The sequence below is a fragment of the Myxococcales bacterium genome (assembly GCA_016703425.1).
Taxonomy (GTDB): Bacteria; Myxococcota_A; Polyangia; order Polyangiales; family Polyangiaceae; genus JADJCA01.
Genome location: JADJCA010000007.1, coordinates 114,913 through 137,255 on the forward strand (window position 1 = coordinate 114,913; position 22,343 = coordinate 137,255).

General features: G+C 69.3%; 18 protein-coding genes. 9 read left to right on the forward strand and 9 right to left on the reverse strand.

The window, feature by feature from the left end; translation table 11 throughout:
• Nucleotides 1-24 precede the first annotated feature (24 nt).
• A complete protein-coding gene (locus IPG50_12470; protein ID MBK6692996.1) occupies nucleotides 25-744 on the forward strand; it encodes a superoxide dismutase family protein in 720 nt (239 codons plus the stop codon).
• A 162-nt stretch (nucleotides 745-906) separates the two neighbouring features.
• Here the strand turns inward: IPG50_12470 and IPG50_12475 are convergent, their stop codons facing one another.
• From IPG50_12475 to IPG50_12485, 3 genes are all read right to left on the reverse strand, one after another.
• Nucleotides 907-1,296 carry a VOC family protein gene (locus tag IPG50_12475; protein MBK6692997.1) on the reverse strand — a complete coding sequence of 130 codons (390 nt, stop codon included), beginning with the start codon at nucleotides 1,294-1,296 and terminating at the stop codon, nucleotides 907-909.
• Nucleotides 1,297-1,380: 84 nt separating this feature from the next.
• Nucleotides 1,381-2,142: a helix-turn-helix transcriptional regulator gene (locus IPG50_12480; GenBank protein MBK6692998.1), complete on the reverse strand. Its 762-nt coding sequence runs from the start codon at nucleotides 2,140-2,142 to the stop codon at nucleotides 1,381-1,383.
• 57 nt (nucleotides 2,143-2,199) lie between these two features.
• Nucleotides 2,200-3,069 carry a hypothetical protein gene (locus IPG50_12485; protein MBK6692999.1) on the reverse strand — a complete coding sequence of 290 codons (870 nt, stop codon included), beginning with the start codon at nucleotides 3,067-3,069 and terminating at the stop codon, nucleotides 2,200-2,202.
• A gap of 217 nt (nucleotides 3,070-3,286) precedes the next feature.
• Between IPG50_12485 and IPG50_12490 the strand changes: the two genes are divergently transcribed.
• Nucleotides 3,287-3,910: a hypothetical protein gene (locus IPG50_12490; GenBank protein ID MBK6693000.1), complete on the forward strand. Its 624-nt coding sequence runs from the start codon at nucleotides 3,287-3,289 to the stop codon at nucleotides 3,908-3,910.
• 19 nt (nucleotides 3,911-3,929) lie between these two features.
• Here IPG50_12490 and IPG50_12495 read toward each other — a convergent pair whose 3' ends face one another.
• Entirely contained in the window at nucleotides 3,930-5,057 is a 1,128-nt protein-coding gene (locus tag IPG50_12495) for a lipase family protein (protein ID MBK6693001.1), read from the reverse strand.
• A 201-nt stretch (nucleotides 5,058-5,258) separates the two neighbouring features.
• Here IPG50_12495 and IPG50_12500 point away from each other — a divergent pair, with 201 nt between their 5' ends.
• Genes IPG50_12500 through IPG50_12525 form a run of 6 tightly spaced genes read left to right on the forward strand, consistent with a single transcriptional unit; the run spans nucleotide 5,259 to nucleotide 12,188 of the window.
• Nucleotides 5,259-6,104, forward strand: coding sequence for an RDD family protein (locus tag IPG50_12500; protein ID MBK6693002.1), 846 nt, complete (start codon nucleotides 5,259-5,261; stop codon nucleotides 6,102-6,104).
• Nucleotides 6,095-7,102: a stage II sporulation protein M gene (locus tag IPG50_12505; GenBank protein MBK6693003.1), complete on the forward strand. Its 1,008-nt coding sequence runs from the start codon at nucleotides 6,095-6,097 to the stop codon at nucleotides 7,100-7,102. Before IPG50_12500 ends, IPG50_12505 begins: the two co-directional genes overlap by 10 nt.
• Nucleotides 7,095-7,904, forward strand: a complete 810-nt coding sequence (locus IPG50_12510; protein MBK6693004.1) for a hypothetical protein — start codon at nucleotides 7,095-7,097, stop codon at nucleotides 7,902-7,904. The genes IPG50_12505 and IPG50_12510 overlap by 8 nt, the downstream gene beginning before the upstream one ends.
• On the forward strand, nucleotides 7,901-9,853 hold the full coding sequence (locus IPG50_12515; GenBank protein ID MBK6693005.1) for a DUF4129 domain-containing protein: 1,953 nt from the start codon (nucleotides 7,901-7,903) through the stop codon (nucleotides 9,851-9,853). Before IPG50_12510 ends, IPG50_12515 begins: the two co-directional genes overlap by 4 nt.
• A 52-nt stretch (nucleotides 9,854-9,905) precedes the next feature.
• Nucleotides 9,906-10,865 (forward strand): MoxR family ATPase, encoded by a 960-nt coding sequence (locus IPG50_12520; GenBank protein ID MBK6693006.1) that lies wholly within the window; start codon nucleotides 9,906-9,908, stop codon nucleotides 10,863-10,865.
• Nucleotides 10,866-10,877: 12 nt separating this feature from the next.
• A complete protein-coding gene (locus tag IPG50_12525) occupies nucleotides 10,878-12,188 on the forward strand; it encodes a DUF58 domain-containing protein (protein MBK6693007.1) in 1,311 nt (436 codons plus the stop codon).
• 75 nt (nucleotides 12,189-12,263) lie between these two features.
• On the opposite strand, the gene IPG50_12530 is transcribed toward IPG50_12525, so the two are convergent.
• Genes IPG50_12530 through IPG50_12540 form a run of 3 tightly spaced genes read right to left on the reverse strand, consistent with a single transcriptional unit; the run spans nucleotide 12,264 to nucleotide 18,224 of the window.
• The gene (locus IPG50_12530; protein ID MBK6693008.1) at nucleotides 12,264-14,576 is read right to left on the reverse strand and encodes a S1 RNA-binding domain-containing protein; all 2,313 of its coding nucleotides are present in this window, start codon (nucleotides 14,574-14,576) and stop codon (nucleotides 12,264-12,266) included.
• Nucleotides 14,577-14,622: 46 nt separating this feature from the next.
• The gene (locus tag IPG50_12535) at nucleotides 14,623-16,239 is read right to left on the reverse strand and encodes a 1-acyl-sn-glycerol-3-phosphate acyltransferase (protein ID MBK6693009.1); all 1,617 of its coding nucleotides are present in this window, start codon (nucleotides 16,237-16,239) and stop codon (nucleotides 14,623-14,625) included.
• Complete coding sequence (locus IPG50_12540) at nucleotides 16,239-18,224, reverse strand: PD40 domain-containing protein (protein MBK6693010.1); 1,986 nt, start codon at nucleotides 18,222-18,224, stop codon at nucleotides 16,239-16,241. The genes IPG50_12535 and IPG50_12540 overlap by 1 nt, the downstream gene beginning before the upstream one ends.
• A gap of 127 nt (nucleotides 18,225-18,351) precedes the next feature.
• Between IPG50_12540 and IPG50_12545 the strand changes: the two genes are divergently transcribed.
• The gene (locus IPG50_12545) at nucleotides 18,352-19,761 is read left to right on the forward strand and encodes a hypothetical protein (GenBank protein MBK6693011.1); all 1,410 of its coding nucleotides are present in this window, start codon (nucleotides 18,352-18,354) and stop codon (nucleotides 19,759-19,761) included.
• A gap of 34 nt (nucleotides 19,762-19,795) precedes the next feature.
• Here the strand turns inward: IPG50_12545 and IPG50_12550 are convergent, their stop codons facing one another.
• Together IPG50_12550 and IPG50_12555 are read right to left on the reverse strand one after the other, a co-directional pair.
• Nucleotides 19,796-20,536, reverse strand: a complete 741-nt coding sequence (locus IPG50_12550; GenBank protein MBK6693012.1) for a creatininase family protein — start codon at nucleotides 20,534-20,536, stop codon at nucleotides 19,796-19,798.
• A gap of 35 nt (nucleotides 20,537-20,571) precedes the next feature.
• On the reverse strand, nucleotides 20,572-22,206 hold the full coding sequence (locus IPG50_12555; protein ID MBK6693013.1) for a benzoate-CoA ligase family protein: 1,635 nt from the start codon (nucleotides 22,204-22,206) through the stop codon (nucleotides 20,572-20,574).
• Nucleotides 22,207-22,343 lie beyond the last annotated feature (137 nt).

The following is a 22,343-nucleotide window of genomic DNA, read 5'->3' on the forward strand; positions in this document are numbered from 1 at the left end:
GGGGCTCGTTGAGGGAGGATCTTCATGCGATTGACTTCGATTGCGACGCGACGATTGACGGGCTTGCTTGTGCTGGGCGTAAGCGTGGCGGCCGCGCTCTACGGTTGCTCGAGCGACGAGACCACGGCGAAGCCGACGACCTCGACCACGACCGACGGCGGCGGCGGCAGCGATGCCACGTCGAGCACCGACTCGGGTGGAACCAAGGACACCGGCACGACGACCACCCCGGACACCGGCACCGTCGTCGACGCGGGCCCGAAGACGGCTTTGGCGAGCATTCAACCGACGACCGTGGGCGGCACCGCCAGCGGCAGCGCGACGTTCGTCGAGAACGCGGGCGGCGGCGCGACGGTGACCATCACCATCGCCGGCGCTTCGCCCGGGCCGCACGGCATCCACATTCACGCCAACGGCGATTGCTCGACGGGCGACGCCGGCACGCCTGACGGCGCTGCGCCCGCTCCCGGCACCGGCGCCGGTCCACACTGGAACTCGCTCGACGCGAGCCACGGCTACCCCGACGCGGCCGTCCACCACATCGGCGACATGGGCAACATCGAGATCGGGGCCGGCGGCAGCGGCACGTTGGTTCTCACGAATCCGAACTGGACCGTCACGGCGGGCCCGAACTCGGTCGTCGGTCACGCGATCATCTTCCACAACGGCGTCGACGACGGCGTCAGCCAGCCTGCCGGCGATGCCGGCTCGCGCGGGTCTTGCGGCATCATCGCCGCCAACTGAGCCCCGACGCGAAGCGTGACACTGGGCTGCGTGCTCGCGCGCGCGGCCCAGTTTCATTTTCGAGACATGCGGTGACTCGGAGAGCCCAGTAGAGGTCGTCACTCTCGCCGGAGTCGCTGGAGTCGCTGGAGTCGCTGGAGGCGAGCTTCGGCTGCGAGGCGGCTACCCAAGGGGCGCGAAAAGGCTGATCACCGCGCCGTCGGGATCCTGCACCATCGCATAACGTTGGCCCCAGAAGGCATCCCACGGCGCCTTGAGCCCCTCGTGCCCGGCCTCCACGACCGCCCTAAAGGTCGCGTCGACATGCGCCGGCGAGTCGCAGCGAAAGGCTAGCGTGACCCGCTGCCCTCTCGGCGGTTCCCAGTTTGGCGTCAGCGACTTGTCGAGCTCCTGCGAGTTGAGCGAAATGCGGTAGCCGTTGTCCGTCGTCACCTGGACGAAGTCTTCGCCGGGAGCAACGTCGGGGAAGGCCAAACCAATCAGGCGATAGAACCGAATGGCGCGGGGCAAGTCCGCCACAACGATACCGATCATGTCCGGGACAATGGGCATGTGAACTCCTTCGTAGCCAGCGGGTCCGCCGCCCGGCGCGCCTGATCTAGCCAGCCGCCATCGCTCGCGTCTTGAACAAATCGGTCAGGACGCGGTGGCGAGCTCCGAGGCCAGCCGGCGCGGCGTCGTTCCCGCAAGCTCTCTCGCCTCGCGCGTGAAGTGCGCCTGATCGGCGTAGCCGGCAGCGGCCCCCGCTTCCGTCAGCGAGGCGCCCGACGCAAGGTCGGCCGCGGCGCGACGCAGCCGCGCGACGCGGGCGAAGACTTTCGGTGCGATGCCCACACGCGCGGTGAAGCGCCGCGCAAGCTGACGCTCCGAGAGGCCGACCTCCGCGGCGGTGAAGCGCACCGATTCGCCGGCGGAGAGGTGCGCGACCGCGGCGCGAACGCGAAGGTCGACGGCGCGCCCTTTCAGCGCCAGCCGTCGCCGCAAGAGCCCGACCAACTCGTCAGCCCAGCGACCACCGACGGCGAAGGCCCCGTCAAGGTCCTGCCCCGCCGTCCCCCAAAGGTCCGAGAGCATCACCGCGGTGTCCGTGAACGACGCGTCGGCTTCCGGAATGAAGCGCGCCGCCTCGCCGGGTCGAAAGCGTGCCCCGATCGCGATCGCGCCCGGCGGTGGGGCGACGACGATGGCGCTCGTCATGGTCCCCACCACCCGCGCCTCGACCGCACGCGCCTCCAAAGGAGCAGCCTCCCCCTGTTCGACCCCCGCGTCGCAGGACAGCAGGATGTCGATGCACCCGTCGGGCAAGACGCGGTGCGGGCGCCCCGTACCTTCGAGGCGCCAGAAGCACTCGATGGCGCTGGCGAGGTCGGGCGGAGGCGGACACTCGACGTAGGGCACGGCGTGGCTCTAGCACGAGCCCGTCACGCGTCGACCGTTAGGCGCGGAGCCACCGGCTCAGGGGTCCGGGTCGAAGCCGCCGAAGGGATCGCCAGGGTCCGAGGGATCGGACGGGTCGAACGGATCGAACGGATCGGGCGGTCCGAATGGATCGGTCGGATCGGGCGGGCCAAACGGATCGGTCGGATCGGGCGGGCCAAAGGGGTCCGGCGGCCCAACGAAGTCCGGATCACCGGCGAAGGGATCGGTCGACGGCTCTTGGCACTCGAAATTGTTGGGAAACTGCACGCATGGATCCGAGTCGTAGGCTCCGGCTCCGCCTGTCGTGACGTCCGTGCAGACCTCGTCGCTTGGGTACGACGCACAGTAATCCTCGAGCGTCACGTCCGCCTCGCTGTCGGGGTCGACGAAGTCGGGCGTCCCGTCGCCGTCATCGTCCTGGGTCCCGCCGCTGGAGCCGCCGGTGGGCAGCGAGAAGGGCGAGTGCCCGCATCCGAGGAGCTGGTAGCCGATGACGGCCGTGGCGCAGGTGCTCGGTTTGCCCCCGTAGGCGACGGCCATGCAAGCGGCCTTCTCGATGGTGCTCTTGATCTTGGAGCAGCAACGGCCGAGATCACCGCACGCCTGTTGCGCCGGCGGCACTTGGGGCCGACCGCCATCCGGCTTCATGGCGACGGCGGCGTCGCGCGCGGCGCCGGCATCGGCCGCGACGACGGCGGTCGGAGGCGTGGCGTACACGGTGATCGGCGCGCCGGCCTCGACGAAGCTTCCCGTGGCGGCGTTCTTCGGTCGACACGCGGCCGCGTTGGGGAACTTCTCGCAGGGACTCGGCTGCGCATCGCCGCAGGCGACGGCCACGAGAGGAACGAGCATGAAGACCGCGGGCAGGCCGCGGAGCAAGCGAACGGAGCGGAGGGACAATCGCATGGTGTTGCCCCTCCACTGCAGCGGGCGTGCCGGCACCGCACCGTGAATCGCCGTGAAACGCCCCGAAATTCACCGAGAATGTCGCGTGGATCGGCGGATCCAACGAACTTGAAGTGCAAGGTCGTCAAGTGCACCGCGCCTGCACAACCGCGCCGCGCGCGCGGCGGAGCGAACACGTTCCGCTTCGCGGGGAGGCATGGTACGTCGTGATCCTTCGATGCGCGCGCTTCACCTCTCGCTGCTGCTCCTCATCGCCGCCGGGTGTGGCGCATCCCCGGGCCCGGTTCCCGCGTCCGGCAAGCCCGGCGACGCCAGCGCGCGCGGCGCGGACGCGTGGGGCACGTTCCACTCGACGCGCTTCGGCCTGACCCTGCGGCTCCCCGGCGGCCGTGAGTGGCGCATCGACGATCGCTCGAAAGCGGAACTCGTGGCGTTGCACCCGACCACGAACGCCAAGCTTGTCGCGCTTCGTTGGTACGAAGCCGATGTCCAAACGAGGGCCGGCTGCGAGGCGAAGGCGCGCGATCGTCGCCTCGTGCCCCCGGCAAGCGCCGTCGCCGTCGATGAGACCGCGGGGATCCGTCCCGGCGGCGACGACGTCCGCACCTGGGTTGCCCTCGAACCGGGCGCGACGCCCGAGGCGCCCATCCGCGGTCACGTCACCCTCGTCGCCGCACGCCTCAAGCGCTGCGTCGCCGTCCATTACGAGACGACGGTGCCCTCCGCGAAACACGATCAAGAGCTCTCTCTGCGCCTCGCGACGCTCCGCGAAGGGACGCTCGAGCGACTGACCATCGATGACGCGCTCGAAGGCCCGGTGACGCGAGAGCGCGCCCGGTAGCGCTCTGCCTCGTGGCTCGCTACTTCGCCGGGCTCGTGCCCGCGCGCATGACGGTGGCGCGGAGGCGTTCGAGGTAGATCGACCGCGAGTGCTCGACGTGCCACGGGGGCGTGCCGCCGGCGACGCCCTCCAAGCCGGTCCATAGGCTGAGGTCGCATTGCGCGAGCCGACCGTCAGCGTCGCAGCCGACGGTGGGGCGGAAGGTGACCTGGCCATCCTTGTGAAGGAGAACCGCGAAGGCCTTCTCGTCGCCCGCTTCGCCGAGATGTCGGAATGGCTCGACCACGGCGACGGGGGCGTAACGCGGCAACATCGAAACCTGATCGCCGACGTTGACGAAGCGGAAGAACTTGGTCCCCGTCTCCTTCGCGCGCGCAACCATCATCTCGACGAACTCTTGGTTGCCGGTTCGCGGCGAGCCGAAGGTGTAGAGCGCCGCGACCGGCACGTAGTTCTGCTCGCACAGGCCGGCGACGTCGATGCGCGCCATGGTGCTGTTTAGGCACTCATCGAAGAGCAACTGGTGCACCGCGAGCGTCGCGATGGCGCCGCCCAAGCTGTGGCCCATGACGTAGAGCGGCAGGCGGCGGTCACCGTGACGGCGGACGAGCTTCTCACGGAGCGGCTTCCATACGGAATCGAGCGCTGTGTGGAAGCCAAGGTGAACCTGTCCCGCGGACGCTCGCGTGAGCGAATAGCGAGCCTCGACCTGGAGCGCGACCGCGTCGGTGATGGCGTCGTTGGTCTTGCCGTCTTCGGAGCCGCGAAACACGAGGAACCCGGCGCCGCTCGCCCTCACGTAAATGCCGCTGGTGCCTGAGTGCCGAGCCAGCGGGTTCTTGGAGTCCCCTTCCGAGGCGTGGAACACGAAGGCTTCCTCGAAGGGCACCCCTGCCGCGCGAAGGCCGGTCTGAAGGCTCGCGTCGGTGTCGTGCTCGTAGGAAATGGCGGCGAGGCGAGCGGCCCAATATGAGTTTCGCTCGTCGAGCTCACCCGCTCGCTCGAGCCGCGACCGGACGTCGAAGTCGAACTCGCGCGGCTCCGAGAGCGCGCTCTCGTCGGTCGGCGATTCGCCCGTCGGAGAGGCGCAGCCGAGCGCGGCGGCGGCGGTGAGACCCAAGGCGGAGAGGAGTGGGCGGAGGCTCATGGCTTCCCCAGCGCAGCAAACGACGTGCCGCGCGCAAGTGCGGAAAATTCTGCGCTGCCGCCCCACCGCCGGTGTCGCGCGCGGGAGAAACGCCGACCCGCACGAACCATGCGATGCGCAAGATCACGGCCGACCCGGGAAGAGCGGGCTACGCCCTTGGTGCCCGCCCCAAGGCCCTCACCTCGCGTATCATCGGCCGCCTTGGACCTCATCGACACCGACGTCGCCATCGAGACGCCGGAGCACATCGTGTTCCGCTACCGGCTCGCGGGGCCCGGAAGGCGCGCTTTGGCGCACCTCGTCGATCAGGTCGTGTGCTTCTTGGTGCTTGTGGTGGGCATGGTGGCGACGTTGCTCGTCGCGGCGGCGCTCGGTCACAGCATGGGCGCGATGGACCTCTTGGGACTGGCGCAAGGCCTCTTGCTCGTTCTCTTGTTCGCCGTCGAGTGGGGCTACTTCGTGTACTTCGAGGCGACGCGCGGCGCGAGCCTCGGCAAACTCGCGCTCGGCATGAAGGTGGTCACAACGACGGGCCAACCCATCGGCTTCTCGCACGCCGCGTTGCGAAACCTGCTGCGAGCCGCCGACGCCATGCCGCTCGCCTATTCGGCCGGCCTGCTCTCGCTCTTCAGCCACGCCCTCGCGCTGCTCTACCCGGCGGGCCTCGTGGCCATGTTGATCACCAAGCGCCTGCAGCGCATTGGTGACGTGGTCGCCGGCACCGTCGTTGTCATCGTCGAACGCACCGATCGCGCCGAGCCCATTCAGATCGCACCGCCTTCACCGGCGGAGCAGGCCGAGCTGCCGCCCTCCCTCGCCATCGATGCAGAAGAGCGCTCCGCGCTCGAGCTCTTCTTGCGCCGTCGGAAGCTCGGCGAGGCTCGCGAACAGGAGTTGGCGCAAATGATCGCGCCCACGTTCGCCGAGCGGCACGGTCTCCGCTACACGAACCCGGTTCGCGTCCTCGCGTTGCTCTACGATCGCGCGCGCTCGTCGGGCCGCGGCGAGGGCCCGCCTTCGTCGCGGGGAGGTGCGGGATGGCTCTGACCTCTCACGTCGCGGAGCCGGCCTTCGTCCGGCGTCGCAACGGCGCCTGGGTCGAGCTCGAGACGCTCGTCACCAAGGCCAAGAACGGACGCCTCCGCGCCCTTCCCGAGGTCGACGTCGCGAGGCTCCCGCTCCTCTACAGCGACGCGTGCTGCGATCTCGCCGCCGCGCAAGCCGCTCGCTACAGCGCGCCCTTGGTGGACTACCTCTCGGCGCTGACCGCTGAGAGTCACGCCCTCGTCTACAGCCGCGCGCCGCTAAGGGCCGACCTGCCCTTTGGCATGACGCCGGGCTCGGCGCGTTCGGCGCTCCTCGCGTTCCCACGGGCCGTGCGCAGCCGATGGAAGGCGATGCTCTTGGCCTTCGCCCTCTTCTTCGTGCCCTTCGCCGTGGGCCTCATCTGGGCGACGGTCGATCCGTCGTTCACGTTTCGCGTGGTCCCCGAGCCCATGCTCAAGCAGCTCGCGGAGGGCTACAAGGAGGGCTTTGGCGCCGGGCGCGGCGAGGGGCAAGACGCCGGCATGGCGGGTTTCTACGTGTACAACAACGTCGGCATCGCCCTCCGGTGCTTCGCAACCGGCATCTTCGCCGGCGTCGGCTCGGCGCTCTACCTCGTGATGAACGGCCTCTTCACGGGAGCCATCTTTGGCTACGTCGCCGCGCAAGGTGCGGGCCACAACATCCTCACGTTCGTCGTTAGCCACAGCGGCCTCGAACTCGGGGCCATCGTGATCGCCGGCGGCGCCGGCATGTCGCTCGGTTGGTCGATGGTGGTGCCGGGGCCCTTTCCTCGGGTGATCGCGCTGCAGCGCGCCGCCAAGGAGATCATCGTCATCGTCGCCGGCGCCGCCGTCATGTTGCTCTTGGCCGCCGGCATCGAGGGTTTCTGGTCGTCGTCGTCGTTGCCCGACGTCGTCAAGCACGTCTTCGGGGCGGGGATGCTCTTGTTGCTCGTGGCCTACTTCGTCTTCGCCGGGCGCGAGGTGGCGCGTGACTGAAGCCGCCTTCGCCACGTCCCGCGTTCGGCTCCGCGACCGAACGTTCGTCGACGTCCTCGACCTCTCCTTTCCGTTCACGCGCGCGGCCTTCGGGCCCCTCGCGAGGCTGAGCCTCATCGCGCTGCCGCTGCCGGTGTTCGTGACCATCGCCCTCGGCAAGACAGCCGGATGGGCTTGGGCTTGGCTCTTCGCGTTGGCCGCGAGCGGCCTCGTGACGGCTCCCTTCACGGTGCTCGTCGGCCAATTCGTCTTTGAGCAAGATCCGTCGGTGCGCGCCGCGCTGTCGCGCTCCGCGAAGAGGGCCATCACGCTGCTCGGCGTCCGCACGCTGCTGCTAACGATGACGATGGCCGGAGCGTTCTTCTTTGTGCTGCCAGGGGTCTGGGTCTCGGCGGCGTGCATCTTCGCCCCCGAGGCGCTGCTGCTCGAGCGAGCGCGCGTCATGGATGCGATCCAGCGCTCGACCCGCCTCGCGGGGCTCGCGACGGGCGACGCGTTGCTCGGCTGGCTGGCGACGACGCTGGTGCTCGTCGCCGCGCCCTTCCTGGTCGACAAGGTAGGGCGCGTCTTCTTGGAGAGCGTGCTCAGCATTCAACCCGGCGGCGAACTGCTCGAAGACGGGGGCAGCGCGCTCGCGGTCTTGGGCTTCTGGCTCGCAGTGCCCTACGCGGCACTGGTTCGATTCCTCCTCTACATCAACATTCGCACGCGCGCGGAGGGCTGGGACATCCAGACGGTCTTCGCGCGCCTTGGTCGGACCGAGAGCGAGCCGCGCTCGAGCCTGCTGCCGGAGCGCCCGTGAGGCTCCCCTTTGCAGGCACGCTGACGCTCGTGCTCATCGTCGCGACCCACGCGCGCGCGGCGCCGGCGTCGAGCGTGCACACCGACGCCAATCGCGCCGACGAAGACGTGCGCGCGCTGCGCCAGGAGCTCAATGGCTTCTGCGAGCGGCCGAAGCCGCTGCCGAGCGGCGACGCCATCCGCATGTGCGGGCTCGCAGGAGAGGTGCCGAACTGCGCCGGCTTTAAGAAGCAATGCGACAACCTCCTTAAGCCAAGGGACGCGCCCTCGCCGTTCTGGGAAGCGCTCGCTCGCTTCCTAGGATCCATCGCGCCGGCCCTCGGCTGGACGGTCCTCGCGCTCGGCCTGGGCTCGTTGCTCTACGTCCTGGTCCGAAGCCTCTTGTCCCGCCTGCGGGCGCCGCGCGAAGAGGAGTTGCCGGAGCAGGCCCCCGACGCGGCGACGGTCGTGACGCGCGAAGCGGTGCCGCTCCCACCGGGCGCGCCTGAGTCGCTCCTCGAGCGAGCCGAGGCGGCGCTCGGCCGCGGCGATCTTCGAGAGGCGCTCCACGGCTTCTTGCACGCTGCGCTCCGCGCCCTCGACGTCCGCGGCGCAATTCGCATCACGCGCGATCGCACGAACGGCGAATACGTCCGCACCTGCGCCGAGGAGACGGCCCGGCCCGAGCTCCGAGCCATCGTCCGCGAGGTCGACGTCGTGCATTTTGGCGGTCGAGACCCCGACCCGGCGCAGGTGGCGGAGGTCGGCCGGCGCGCGACGCTGCTCGTCCGCGGCGCCGTCATGACGCTCGCTCTCTTGCTTGTGGGGGGATGCCAGAACAGCGTCGTGCCAAAGGCCCCCGATCCGGCGGGCTTCGACATCGCCAAGGCGCTGTTGGAGCGGCAGGGCTTCAAGCTCGCGCGCCCCAAGCAGCCGCTAGCCCGCCTCGAAGCGCCGAAGCCCGGGGCGCCAGCGCCCGCCATTTTGATTCACGGTTCAAAGGCGCACCTCGACGACGAAGCCACCGCGGGGCTCGACCGCTTCGTGCGTGGCGGCGGAAAGGTCGCGCTCTTCGGTCCCCAGTGGGGGTGGCCGAAGGTCTGGAGCGCTCGCGACGTCCCGACGCGCTCGCGTGACGTCGTCGTCGGGGCGCCCGTCGAGTTCGACTGCAACGGAATCGACGAGGACGCCTGCGAAGAGAAGGCCGCGAGCGCCCTCGAGGTGGCCCAAGCGACGTCGCCACGCAAGGCGCGGCTCGCCCACGGCTCGGCGTTTCGCTGGGACGGACAGGAGGGGCGCGCCGTCGCCTCCCACGAAGACGGCAGCGGCGCCTACGCGAGCGTCGGCGAGTTCGGCAGCGGCTCGGTCCTCGGCGTCGCCGGAGCGGATCTGATGACGAACGTCGGCCTGTCGCGAGAGGGAAACGCGAGCGCCTTCATCGTGCTCGTGTCCCATCTCGGCACCAAGGACCTCGTCGTCATCGACGAGCTCGGCGGCATCACGCCGTCTTCCGATCCGCTCTCGTCGCTCATCCGCGCCGGCCTCGGCCTTCCGCTTGGGCACGCGCTCTTCTTCGCGCTCGTCTTGGCGGTAGCCGTCGGCGCTCGCTCGCGTGCCCCGCGCAAGGCTCCACCGGAGGCGCGCCGGGCCTTCGCCGAACACGTCCACGCGACCGCGTCCCTCTACGCGCACGCCCAGGCGACGCCCCACGCGCTGGCGTGCTACGGCCGCTTCGTGGTCGGCCGACTTCGAATGCGCGGCGGGCGAGGCGCCGACGCGGCGACAGTGCTGTCGCAGCGCAGCCTCGCGCCGAAGGACGAGTGCCAGCGCCTCTTGGACCGCGTCGTCCACGTGAAGGCCGGCGACGGGAAGCGGGGCGACGAGCTCGCCACCCTTCGGGAGCTCTGCGACCTCTTCGCGAAGGCGGAAGCGCCGGCGCGCGAACCTCACACCTCGAAACGGCGAACGTGACTCAGCAGCGAATGAACGGCCCGCGCGCGGAGCCGCGCAACGGAAGGACATGATGGATACGAAAAGTTTCGCGGACCTCTTCGACGCCATGCAGCGGCAGATCGGCTCCGTGGTCATTGGGCAAGACGAGCTTCTCACGGGCGCACTAGCGGCGCTGTTTGCGCAGGGTCACGTGCTCGTTGAGGGCGCGCCGGGCCTCGGCAAGACGCTCGCGCTCCGCGCCCTCGCCAGCGTCGCCGGTTGCGGATTCAAGCGCATTCAGTTCACGCCCGACCTCATGCCGAGCGACATCACCGGCTCGTCGGTCTTGGACCGCGCCACGAGCACCTTCACCTTCGTGCCCGGTCCGCTCTTCGCGCAGCTCGTGCTCGCCGACGAGATCAACCGCGCGCCGGCCAAGACCCAATCGGCGCTCCTTGAGGCGATGCAAGATCGGCAGATCACCGTCGACGGCGTCTCGCGAAAGCTCGAGGCCCCCTTCATGGTGCTCGCCACGCAGAACCCCATCGAATCACAGGGCACCTACCCGCTCCCGGAAGCGCAGCTCGATCGCTTCCTCATGAAGCTGCTCGTTCAAAACCCGAGTCGCGACGCCGAGACGACGATCGTCAAGAACCACGCGGCGGGCTTCGACCCGGCCGATCTGTCGACGCTTCGCTCCATCGCCACCGCGACCCAAGTCGTCGAGATGCAAGCGTGCGCCGCGCGCGTGCGAGTGGGCGACGAGATCGTCGCCTACATGGTCGACCTCGTACGGCGCACGCGCGAGGACCGGGCCATCGAGCTCGGCGCCTCACCGCGTGCATCGCTGGCGCTGCTCCGCGTGTCACAGGTCATGGCGGCGAGCCAAGGCCGTGACTTCGTCACGCCCGACGACGTCAAGCCGCTCGCCGCGACGGTGCTTCGGCACCGCATCTTGTTGCACCCCGACGCTCAGATCCAGGGGACGACCCCCGACGATCGCATCGCTGACATCGTGCGCGCCACGCCGGTGCCGCGCGTCTCCTCCTGAGGCTTTGAGACGGTGCTCCTCCCCACCCGACGCCTCGCGGCGCTCTTCGCACTGACGGCCGCGCTCTCGGCGCTGGCGGTCGTGTCGCGCGAGCTGCGCGCGCCGCTCTTCGCGCTCGACGGCCTCTTCGCCGTGATCGCGCTCGTCGACGTCGCGTCGCTGGTCGGACGGCGGCGCTTCTCCGCAGAGCGAAGCGCGCCGGCCATCTTCTCTGTGGGCCGCTACAACACCGTCTCGCTCACGTTGCGCAGCAACAGCCGGCTGAAGCTTCGCGGCACCATCGCCGACGATCCGCTCGCCGACGCCGAGGATCGCGGCCTGCCGGCGCCCTTCGTTGCCCCGCCGCACGGCAACCTCATCGCTCGCTACGAGGTCCGGCCAACGCGTCGCGGCTCGCGAAGCTTCGGCGCCGTGACGGTCCGCTACGACGGTCCCTTGGGGCTCGTGGGGCGTCGTGAACGGATCGCCGTCGCCGGCACCGTGGACGTCTACCCGGACGTGCACGCGGCACGCGCGCTCGAGCTCCTTCGGCGGCAAGGCCGACAAGACGCGCGACTCGGCTCGCTCCGCGTGCGCGGTGGTGACACCGAGTTCGAGCGCCTCCGCCCGTACCAGCGGGGCGACGAGATTCGCCACGTTGACTGGCGCGCAAGCGCGCGACGTGACGATCTCACGGTGAGGCAGTTTCAGGCCGAATCGAACCAGAACGTCGTCTTCGCGCTCGATGTCGGCCGCGCGATGCGCGCCGAGTGGCAGGGTCTTACGGCCATCGATCATGCGCTCAACGCGTCGCTCCTCGCCGCCGACGCGGCGCTCCGCAGCGGCGACAAGGCCGGTCTCTTCGTCTTTGACGCGCTGCCCCGCGCGTTTCTTCCGCCGTCGAGCGGCCGCACCGGCGCGCGCAAACTGACGCAGGCCGCTTACGCGCTCGAAGCGTCGCTCGAGGCGACGGATTTTCGCGCCGCCATCGCCTTCTTGCGCAGCCAGGTCAAGGCGCGCTCGCTCTTCGTCGTCTTGACGAACGTGCTCGATCCTCACTCGTCCAAGGAGCTCGCCAGCGCCCTCCGCTCGCTGCTCCCCAAACACCTCCCCCTGTGCGTGCTCCTTCGCGACACCGACGTGGAAGCCCTCGCCACGGAGCCTGCCCGCGAGCGACGCGACCTGTTCGTTCGGGCCGCGGCGGCCGAGGCCCTCGCGGCGCGCGACGAGCTCGTGCGAACGCTCCGGAACGCCGGCGTGCTCGTCATCGACGCGCGCCCCGACGACGTGACGCCGGAGCTCGTGAAGAGCTACCTCGACATCAAGGCACGACGCCTCCTCTGAGGCGGCCGCGCCAAGGTGCCCGAGAAGTGCGGCGTCGCGCGATCGCTAGGCCTGTGCGTCGGTGACTCGGCGCCGCTACTTCGGCGGCGTCTTCTTCGCGAGCAAGTCGGCGAAGGTGCCGAACTTGGCCTCACGCTTCACCTGCTGCCGGTACGCCTGGTAGGCGTTGCGCTCGGTCTCTTGCTGCATCGCGCGGACCGACAGCTTCACCTCGCCGCGCCGCGGATCGCGCTCCAAGACCTTCGCCTCGAGAATGTGCCCCGGCGGGAAGTGTTTGCGCAGCTCGGTGCCACGCGGCGTTCCTGTTGCCGACGCGGGGATAAAGCCGCGGGCGCTCCGGCCCGTTGCGCCGAGGACGCGAATGATGAGGCCGCCCGGGTCGATGGCGACGACCTGCACCTTGAGCGTCTTGCCGACCTCGACCTTCTGCGGGACTTCGTCGGCCATCGCACCGGTGAGGGCCGGGTGAAGGCCAATCTTGTGGTGTCCCGAATCGAGCGAGGCCACGACGACCTCGATGTCGTCGCCGACCTTGACGACGTCTTCCGGCTTGTCGATGCGCTTGAGCGAGAGGTCGGCGAGGTGAATGAGGCCGTCGATGCCCGACTCGAGCTCGACGAAGACGCCGAAGGGTTGAATGCGCGCGACCTTGCCCGAGTGTTTGGTGCCGAGCGCGTATTTCTTCGCGGCTTCCCCCCACGGGTCGGGGAGCACGGCCTTTCGCGAGAGCCAAATCTTGCCGCGGTCGTCGATCTTCTGGACGAGCACTTCGATGGACTCGCCAGCCTTGAAGACGTCGCTGGGACGGTCTCCGCGGTTGTGGCTCATCTCCATGAGGGGCACGAGGCCCTCGACGCCGCCGATGTCGATGAAGGCGCCGAACTGAACGACGCTCCGGACGACGCCCGTCGCGACTTGACCCGCGGCGATACGGCTGAGGGCCGCTTCGCGGAGGGCCTTCGCCTCCGACTCGAGCATCGCACGGCGCGAGACGATGACGTCGCGGCCGCGCTTTGCGTAGTGCGAGACGTGGAACGGCAAGCGCTTGCCGACGAGCTTTCGGAGGTCGGCGCCGAAGCGCAGATCCATTTGAGAGCCCGGAGCGAAGCCGCGAACGCCGTCGAGATCGACCTCGACGCCACCCTTGATGACGCCCGTCACGAGGCCCAAGATCTCCGACCGCTTCTTGAAGGCCGCCGCGACGAAGGGCTTGGATTTGGAGGCGCGGTGCGGATGGTGCGTGAGCACCACGTGCCCGCCGCGGACGCCGTCGTTGCGAACGACGCCCACGAAGGGTGCGCCAGGCTCGAGAACCACGCGCGGGAGCTGCAGCACCGAGCCGCTCTTCGCGTCCCCGTCGGCTTCGGTAGAGGCCGCCTGCTCGCGAGGCGCGTCGGCATCCGATTCGTCGGGAGCCGCTGCGGCGGGCGCTTCGAGCTCGGTGGCCGCAGCACCGTCTACGACGGCGTCCGGGTTTGCGTCGGCCGGCGCCGCAGCGCTGGCGTCGGTCGAACCCTCGGCGGCACCTTCCCCGTTGGCGGGAGCCGGGGCCGCCGGCTGGGCGCTCTCGCTCGAAGCGCGCACGATGCGGATGATCTTGCCACGGGCGCCTTCGTCGGCGGCTGCCGGGGCGGGAGCCGGCTCGGCGGCGGCGTCGACGGGCGCCGCTTCGAGGGCGGCGGCAGGTGCGAGAACGACGTCCGGATCGATGGTGCCGGCGACGATGGATTCAGCAAGCTCCTCGGCGTGCCGCGCCTCGTCCTCGACGTCGATGGAGTCTTCCGGCAGCACCAACTCGAGCTTGTCGAAGATGGCGTTGGCTTTGCCGGAGAGGTCGATGAAGATCGCGTCGTCGTTCACTTCGACGATCTTGCCGAAGACGACGTCCGACACGTTGAACGCAGGTCGCTCACGCGCCGGGCCTTCGCCTCGCTTCTTCTTCTTGCGCTTTTTTTTGCCGTCGCCTTTGGCGTCGCCCTTGGGCGCGCCGGCGTCGTCGGCGCGGCCATCGGCCGCCGCCTCGCCGGGAGCATCGCCTTCCGCGTCGCCCTCGGCATCGTCGTCCTTTTCGTCGCCTTGCGGCGCTTGCGCGCCATCGGCAGCCACGCCGGCCTCGCCGGGTCCCTTCTTCTTGCGACGACGACGACGGCGGCGCTTCTTCTCGCCTCCCTCGCCGTGCGGAGCGGCGCCCTCTGCGGCAGCGGCGGCAGTGGACGCACCACCGGCTCCTTCTTGGGGAGCATCAGCGGCAGCGCCGGCGCCAACGCCAGCAGCGTCGCCAGATGGCCCGCTCGTTTCAGTGGAAGGAGACGGGGCTGGCGCGGGTGCCGCCACGGGCTCGACGCCAGCCGGCGTCGAGGGCGACTCGGAGGATTCTTGGGTGCTCATCGGAAAGGGGGAGGACCATACCCTAGTGTTCCGGGTCAGCCAACCGTCACGCCCCGAAGACCGCCGCCGTCACCGGACCGGCCCGCGAGGGCGTCATGTCGGGCGCCAAGCCGTGAGCCACGAGCCGGTTCTGGTAGTAGAGCAAGAGCCGCGGGTCGGAGAGCACGACCTGATCACCACGCGGCACCAAGACTGAGCTCGAGTGATAGCCGGCGAAGGCGTGGAGCGCGTCTTCCACGATCTTTTCCGGGGAAGCCCCCTCGACGCGGGGGCCCAAGACCAGCTCGCCGCGATCGGCGATCTGACGAAGGCGGTCACGGAGCTCGCCGGTTCTGTGGACCAAATCGCGGCGCGCCATGAGGGGCGGCTCACCTTGCCGGAGCAGCGCGAAGACATCGGCGCGCGGCGGCGCGATCTTGGTCAGGTGCTCGAAGGCCACCTGCGCGACGAGGTGCGTCGCCATGAGGACCGTGTCCTTCTTGTACAACTCGCAAATGCGCTCGCCCAACTCGCGGGTGTATTGCGCGTCGCGCGCGGCATCGCGACGAGGCACGTCCTCGGTGCCGTAGAGGTACGTCTTCGGGTCGACGAGGCGATCGTGCGCGTCGTAGCTTCGGCCGCGCTCATCGACCTTGTTTCCGAAGCAGTCGATGGGCGCCGAGAACCGAACAACGACGCTCCCGTCGAGACCGAGGAGTTTGTTCATGAAGGCCACGACCCGCGCGATGCGCGTCGATTCGTCGTCTTCGATGATGTAGCGATGCTTGCCTTCCTCGAGCAGAAAGTCGTCGATGAGCGTCTCCGCCTCGAGCGTCAGCAAGTAGTTGATGGTCGCGGGCACGAAGAAGACGTGTTGCGGGCGGCCCCGCTCGGTGGTCCGCGCGAAGGCCTCTACGCCGGTGCCGGCCAGGCCGAGCTTGAGGCGACGCTCCACCGCGCCCGAACGGGAGCGCGTCCCGCCGGGGAAGAAGAGGCTGTGATACCCGCGCTCGATGAGCACGGAGGAGTAGGCCTTGAGGACGTCCTTGTAGAGGGCGAAGCGGAGCCGTCGGTCGACGCGGTAGGCGCCGAGGTTGTGCATGAAGAACGACAGCACCGGGTTGGTGAAGAGATTTTTCCCGGCGCCGTAGGTCGCCGGCGGCAAGTCGGAGCGCTCCAAGGCGAAGCCGAAGACCACCGAGTCGAGGTTTGACAGGTGCGTCGGCACGAAGACAAGCGTGCCGAGTGATGCGAGCGCGCGCAGGTGCGCGACGGGGCCTTGGACGATGACGCGATCGTCGAGCGACGCCAGATCGCCAACGTGGGTGAGCTTCTTGAGCGCGTGGCGCGGCTTGAGTAGGGCGCCAATGAGCGGCGCCGCGGCGCGCGACACGGTCTTGTACACGCGCGGGTCGAAGTTCCCGGCCACGTCCCACGCGTAGTGGCGCGCGTAGTGTTCGAGCTTCTGCCTCAGCTCGTGCGCGTCCATGCGGCCGATGCCGTGGGCGAGCGCGCGCCACTCGGCGAGCTCGCCCTTGCCGCTCCCCTCGAGGCGGCGCGCCTCCAAGAAGGCCGCCTCGCTGAGCGCCATGAGCGGCTCTCTGGTCGACGACACAACGCGCTCAACGACCTCGTCAACGATGAGGGGCCGAGCGGCGTTGAAGCCGAAGAGCGGCGTGCGCATCAGCGGCGACGACGCGCGCGACGAGCGGCGAAGCCCAGCGCAAAGACCGACGCCCAGAACGCCGCGCCGCTGCCGCCGCGCCGTTCTTCGACGACGGCGCAGTTCGCCTTCGGATCACACTGCGGCGTGCAACCGAGGCCGTTGCACTCCATCGAGCAGGAGCCGCCGTTGCCTCCGCCTAGGACGTAAGAGCCGGACAACGGGTCGCCCGTTGCGACGGTCGCGAAACCGCCGCCATCGGCTTGAATGACGGTGATGGCGGGCAGGCCGCCGTCGAGGACGAGCTTCGGGCCGCTGTCGCCGACGCCGGCGTCATCGAGACCGAAGCCCGCGTCGTACCCGACCGGCGCGGGAGCCATACCGTTCCACGCGAGGCGCGTTCCGCCGGCGATGTAGCGTGGCCCGTAGTTGGCGAGACGGGGAAGCGGCCCGAGCGGCGCCGGCGCACGAGAGCCGTCGAGCGGCACCGTGTACAGGACGCCGCCCTGCTTGATCTCGAGGTTGCCGGCGTCCTTCGGCGGACCGCCGGCGTTGTGGACGTACGCCACGTTCTTGCCGTCGGGGGAGATGGCGAAGTCGCGAGCGTAGGCGCCGTCGAAGGTCAAATCCGTGAGCTTCTTGGCGACCTGACACGAACCTGCGGCGTTGCGCGACAGGATCACCAGGTTTTCGGCGCCGCGTCGCGACGCGGCCACGGTCGTGAGGATGTTGCCGTCGCGCAGGAAGTTGAAGAGCAACGGCGCCGCGCCGCTCGTGCAGGTGAGGTACCGGCTCGGCGTCGCCGACGGGATGTCCGTCGCGACCATGATCTCCCAGCCAATGCTCGTCTCTGAGAGTTCGGTCGTGGAGCGCATCCACCCAACATGGGTCTCGTCGAGCCACTGCGGGCGTCGCGGAAAGAGGTACTGCTTGAAGCACTCTTTGCCGCCGTCAGGGCAGATCGACGCGATGGTTCGCGAGTCAGAGCCGTCGATGGCCGTCGTCACGAGGACGGCCTTGTCGTCTCGAACCTCGACGAAGGCGATGCGGCGTCCGTCGGGCGAAAACTTCGGCTGGAAGACGCCGTCGCCACCGTGGCCGAAGAACGAGCGCGCGGCGAAGGGCGGGTTCTGGCAACTGTTGTCCTGCGTCGCCACGAAGAGCGAGACCTTGCTCGTGGCCGCGTCGGTGGCGGCGTCTTTGCCGGCGTCGTTGCCGATGGGCGTGAAGTCTTGGAAGGCGGCGCGCGACGGCTGGCCCGCGGGGGCCTCCCACCAGTCGAGCGCTTGGTCCGCGAAGAACGAGAGGTACAGGTAGTTGACCATGCCGAGCTGGCCGACGCCGCTGTCGCCGGCGTCGCCGAAATCGACGAGGCCACCATCGCCAACGAACTCCGATGGCACCTGCGAGAAGGTCGCTTGCCGGCAGGCGACCGCGTGGTCGTCGGTGCCATCCATCGCCACGTGGTGCATCTCGTAGCCGAGGTCGTCGATGTGCGTTCCGGTCGTCGTGCGCACGTAGAAGATGGGCGCGTTGACGGACTTGACGGTGACGTCCTTGGTGGTCGTGATGGCCCCCGTCGTGGCGGTGACCGTGATGACGTAGTCGCCGGCGAGGTCCGGCGTGAAGGAGACCAGCTCGTTCGAGCCCTGAATCGACGACGTCGTGATGGCACTGCCTTGCGGGACGGTCTTAATCTGCCAACCGAAGTTCAGGCCCGAGCCGTCGGAGGCCTTGCTCTGCGTCGCGATGAGCTGCGCGAGCTGTCCTGCGTAGACGGTGGCCGATGCGACCACGATGTCGATGGTGACGGGCGCGACGACGGCGGAATCGTCGCCAGCGCCGCCCTCGGCGGCCGTCGTGGCCCCATCGGCGCCGGGTGCCGCGGCACCGGCGGGCGATTCGCTTTCGCCGCAACCGGACGCTCCCGCGCCGAGTCCTGCCGCCACTGCGATGAGCGAACAAGCAAGCACGCCAATACGGCTTGCACGACGACCGAGCACCATCGAGTCCTCCCTCTGTCGGGCGCCAGCCTACTGCATCGAGTCGCCGCAAAGGACTGGAAATCCTGGGGGGGCGCCGACCGCGCCGCGGGGCCTTGGAACCACGGAATTTGCGATATGCTTCGCGGTCATGGGCTTTCGACACCGAGACTTCTCGCGGGGCTTCCTTTTTCTCTCCACGCTGCCGGTCCTCCTCACCGCCACCGGCGGCTGCACGTCGCTCCTCGGGACCTTCGAGGTCGCTGAGTCGAAGGCCGACGCCGGGGCTACGACTGACGCGGGCGCCGAGCCCGATACGGGCGGCGCCGTCGACAGCGCTGTTCCGCCAACGGACGGCGGCGACGCCGGGCCGCCGCCGGTGTTCGTCGCATCCTACGTGGCCGCGGGCCTCAACCACACGTGCGCCGTGAAGCCGCCGGGGCACGTGTACTGTTGGGGCAACAACGACCACGGTCAGCTGGGCGTGCCACCCGCGCTCACGCCTGGGACGAAGTCGAACAAGCCCATCAAGGTGCCCAACTTCGGCGCCGGCGTCGGCAGCGGCAAGCCCATCACGAAGGTCTTCGTCGGCGCCGCCCACACCTGCGCGCTCGACGAAATTGGCGCACTCTTCTGCTGGGGCAGCAACGATTCGAAGCAACTCGGCACCGGCGATCCCCCCGACGCGGTGGCCCATGACAATCCGCGCCGCGTGAAGGGCGTCGTCGGCGTCACGCTCGACGGCGTCGCGTCGGCTTCCTTGGGCGCGAAGCACTCGTGCGCCGTCTTGTCGACCGGCGACGTGGCCTGCTGGGGCAGCAACGCCGACGGACAGATCGGCGTCACGGGAACGTTGCCGGTCGACCCAACGAAGGTGCCGACCGTCAACAAGGCCACGCTCGTCACGGTCGGCGCGCGCCATAGTTGCGCCCTCGCCGCGGCGACAGCGCAAGTGTGGTGTTGGGGCATCAGCAAGACGGGACAGCTAGGCATCGGTTCCATGGCCGCGCCGGTCGCGCCCACGCCCGTCAACTTTGGCACCGAGAGCCCGAACTTCCTGGGCGCCGGCGGCGAGGGGCACTCGTGCGCCACGGTCGGCGCGCCACCGCGCCTTCAGTGTTTCGGGGCCAACGACGTCGGACAACTCGGGGCCCCTGGCACAATCGACAATCCAGTGCCGACGAACGTGGCGGTCCCCGTGGGCGCACCGTCGTTCGACGAAGTCCAAACGGGCGGCAAGTTCAGCTGCGCGAAGAGCATCGCCACCGGGGGGCCCAACAGCGCCGCGCTCGGCTGCTGGGGTGCGAACAACCACGGCCAGTTGGGGCTCGGCACGGTCGACCCGGGGCGCCACGACATCATCACGTCGGTGCCCGGCCAGATCGCGACGGTGCTCAACTACAGCGTCGGCGCGGAGCACGCATGCGCCATCATCAAGACGCCCGCCGACCCGAAGTCGGGTCCGGTGTTCTGTTGGGGCGGCGGCGCCTTCGGCAAGCTCGGCGTCGACCTTGGCGGGACCAGCGATCAGCCGAACCCGCGCGCCGTGCTCGTCGAGTAGCGCCGGCGCGAGGCGCCCTGAGCGTCGCCGGCGTCTAGCTCTCCGGTCGGGAGGCGAGCGCTTCGCTCACCTCGGCGACGATCATCGCCACGTGCTTCTCGTAAAGCGCCTCGCCCTCCTCGCGCGTCGCGTGGGCCGGCGAGCCGGTGTACGCGTCGTGCATGCCCATGGCGAGGAACGTCGAGAGGCCGCCCGCAATGCCCTTCGAGAGCGACACGTCGAGGTCGGGTAGCGCGGCGATGTCGAAGGCGACGCGATCGCCTGAGGCGAGGACGAGCGACGTTTCGTAGCGGCCCGCGTGGCACGCGCCGCTCTTGTATTCGTCGGAGAGCAAACGGCCCCAGCGACGCGAGAGCGGCGAAGCGACCGACACGCGTCCCTTTTCGTGTCCATCGGCGCCAGCGCGAACCGCCGCGTCGTGCGCCGGTTCGAGGTGATGGCTGACGAAGCACACGTGGGCGAAGCCCTCGGCCAAGAGCGCCCGCGCGAGGGTCGCGACGAGGCTCGTGACAAGCGACGCGTCGATGCCAACGGCACCGGGAAAGCCGCGAGCAAAGTCGGTCACGCCGTAGGGAATCGCGGGCGCCACGAGCGTGGTCGTGCCGGCGTCGGTCAAGCGACGCGCGGCGCGGTTGGCCGACTCTTCACCGAGCGTCGTGTCGGTTCCGAGCGGCAGGTGCGGGCCGTGGGGCTCGACGCTCCCCACCGGCACGAGCACGGCGACGGGGCCACGCGCGACGAGCGCGCCGAGCTCGACGCTCGTCAGCCGACGCAGCTCGAGGCTACCCCCGAAGGTAGGAGGGGCGTCGCTCACGAGACCCCCGTCGCACGAAGGGCCTTCTTGTCGACCTTGCCGCGATCGTTCTTCGGCAGATCCGCCGTGAATTCTACGAGACGCGGGTACTTGTGCTTCGAGAGGCGCGCCTTCACGTGCTCCTTGAGTTCTTCCGCGAGCCCCTCACCGGCCGCGACGCCATCGCGGAGCACCACGAAGGCCTTGGTCTTCGTGAGACCTTCGTGTTCGACGCCCACCACAGCGACTTGGGAAACGGCGGCGTGCGTGAGGAGGCACTCTTCAACCTCGAGCGGCGCGACCCAGAGGCCGCTCACCTTGATGAGATCATCGGCGCGACCGGCGAAGGTCAAATACCCGCGCTCGTCGATGCTGAAGAGATCGCCCGTGCGGCACCACTCGCCGAAGAACGTGCGGAAGGACTTGTCGCGATCGAGCCAGTAGCCCATCGAAGCGCTGTCACCGCGCACCCACAAGACGCCGATCTCCGTTGGCGCGCACGGCGTCGCTCCAGGCCCCGTCGCATCCTCCGGCAGGACGCGAAGCTCGTAGCCATCGACGGCGCGCCCGAGCGTACCTGGCACCACATCGCCGGGACGGTTCGATGCGTAGATGTGAAACATCTCCGCGGAGCCGATCCCGTCGTAGACCTCGCTGCCGAAACGAGCGAGCCAGCGCCGCAGGAGCGGCTCCGGGAGCGCTTCGCCCGCGGAGAGCGAGAAGCGCACGCTCGAGAGGTCGAGGCCGGCGCCGCCTTTGGCCCGCAGGGCCGCGTCATGCTCGAGGAGCTTGCCGAGCATGGTCGGGACGTTCGTGATGATTGTCGGGCGATAGCGCGCGATGGCGTCCATGAGCGATTCCGGCGTGGGCCGTTCGCTGAAGAGGGCCGCAGTGGCGCCCACGGCGAAGGGGAACATGAGGTTCGTGCCCGTCGCGTAGCCGAAGTAGAGGCGCGGGACGCTCACGGTGACGTCGCCGGCGCGGTAGCCAACGGTGCCCTTCGCGTAGACCTCGGTGTTGTAGGCAAAGTCGCGGTGCGCGTGGACGTTGGCCTTCGGCTCGCCGGTGGAGCCGCTGGTGAAGAGCCAGATGGCGGGTTCGTCGCGATGGATCGCTGGGACCTTCTCGAGGGGCGCTTCCGCCCGGAGCTCCACCGCGAGCGAACCAAAGAGCGAAGACGCCGGGAGCGCGGGCGCGACATCGGCGTCACCGCCGGTTGGGACGTCGGCGACGACCCAAACGCGACGAACCTCGTGGTCTGGCGCGTCAGCGAGGTAGCGAGCGAGGGGCTCGGCGACCTTCGGCACCGTCACGACAGCGGTTGCGCGAGTGTAGCGAACGAGCGCGGCGAGCTGGTCGAACGGCGTGTCGGGGTTGCCCATGGCCACGACGGCACCGCGAAGCAGCGTTCCAAAGAAGACCCACGCAAACGGCGGGGTGTCGGGCAAGATCATGAGCACGCGCTCGCCGCGGCGCACGTCAACGCGGACGAGCAGACCGGCAAAGCGTCGGGCGCGGTCGGCGACCGCGTCGTAGGAGAAGACGTGCGAGCCAAAGAGAACCGCGGGCCGCGTACCAAGCCCTTCCCGAAGTCGATCAAACAGGTAGTAGTCGGCGAGGTTCAGGCGCTCGGGAAAGGTTGGGCGTGTCACCGGCCCTCCTTATCGCAAAGGGCGGCGCGCTTCGAGCCGGGCGGCCGACGCGCGAAGGGCCTCGGGGGCGGCGTCGCCGGGGGCGGGGAGCGGGAGGAGCGGGAGCTCGCCAATTAGCATGCTAATTGGCGCCCTTC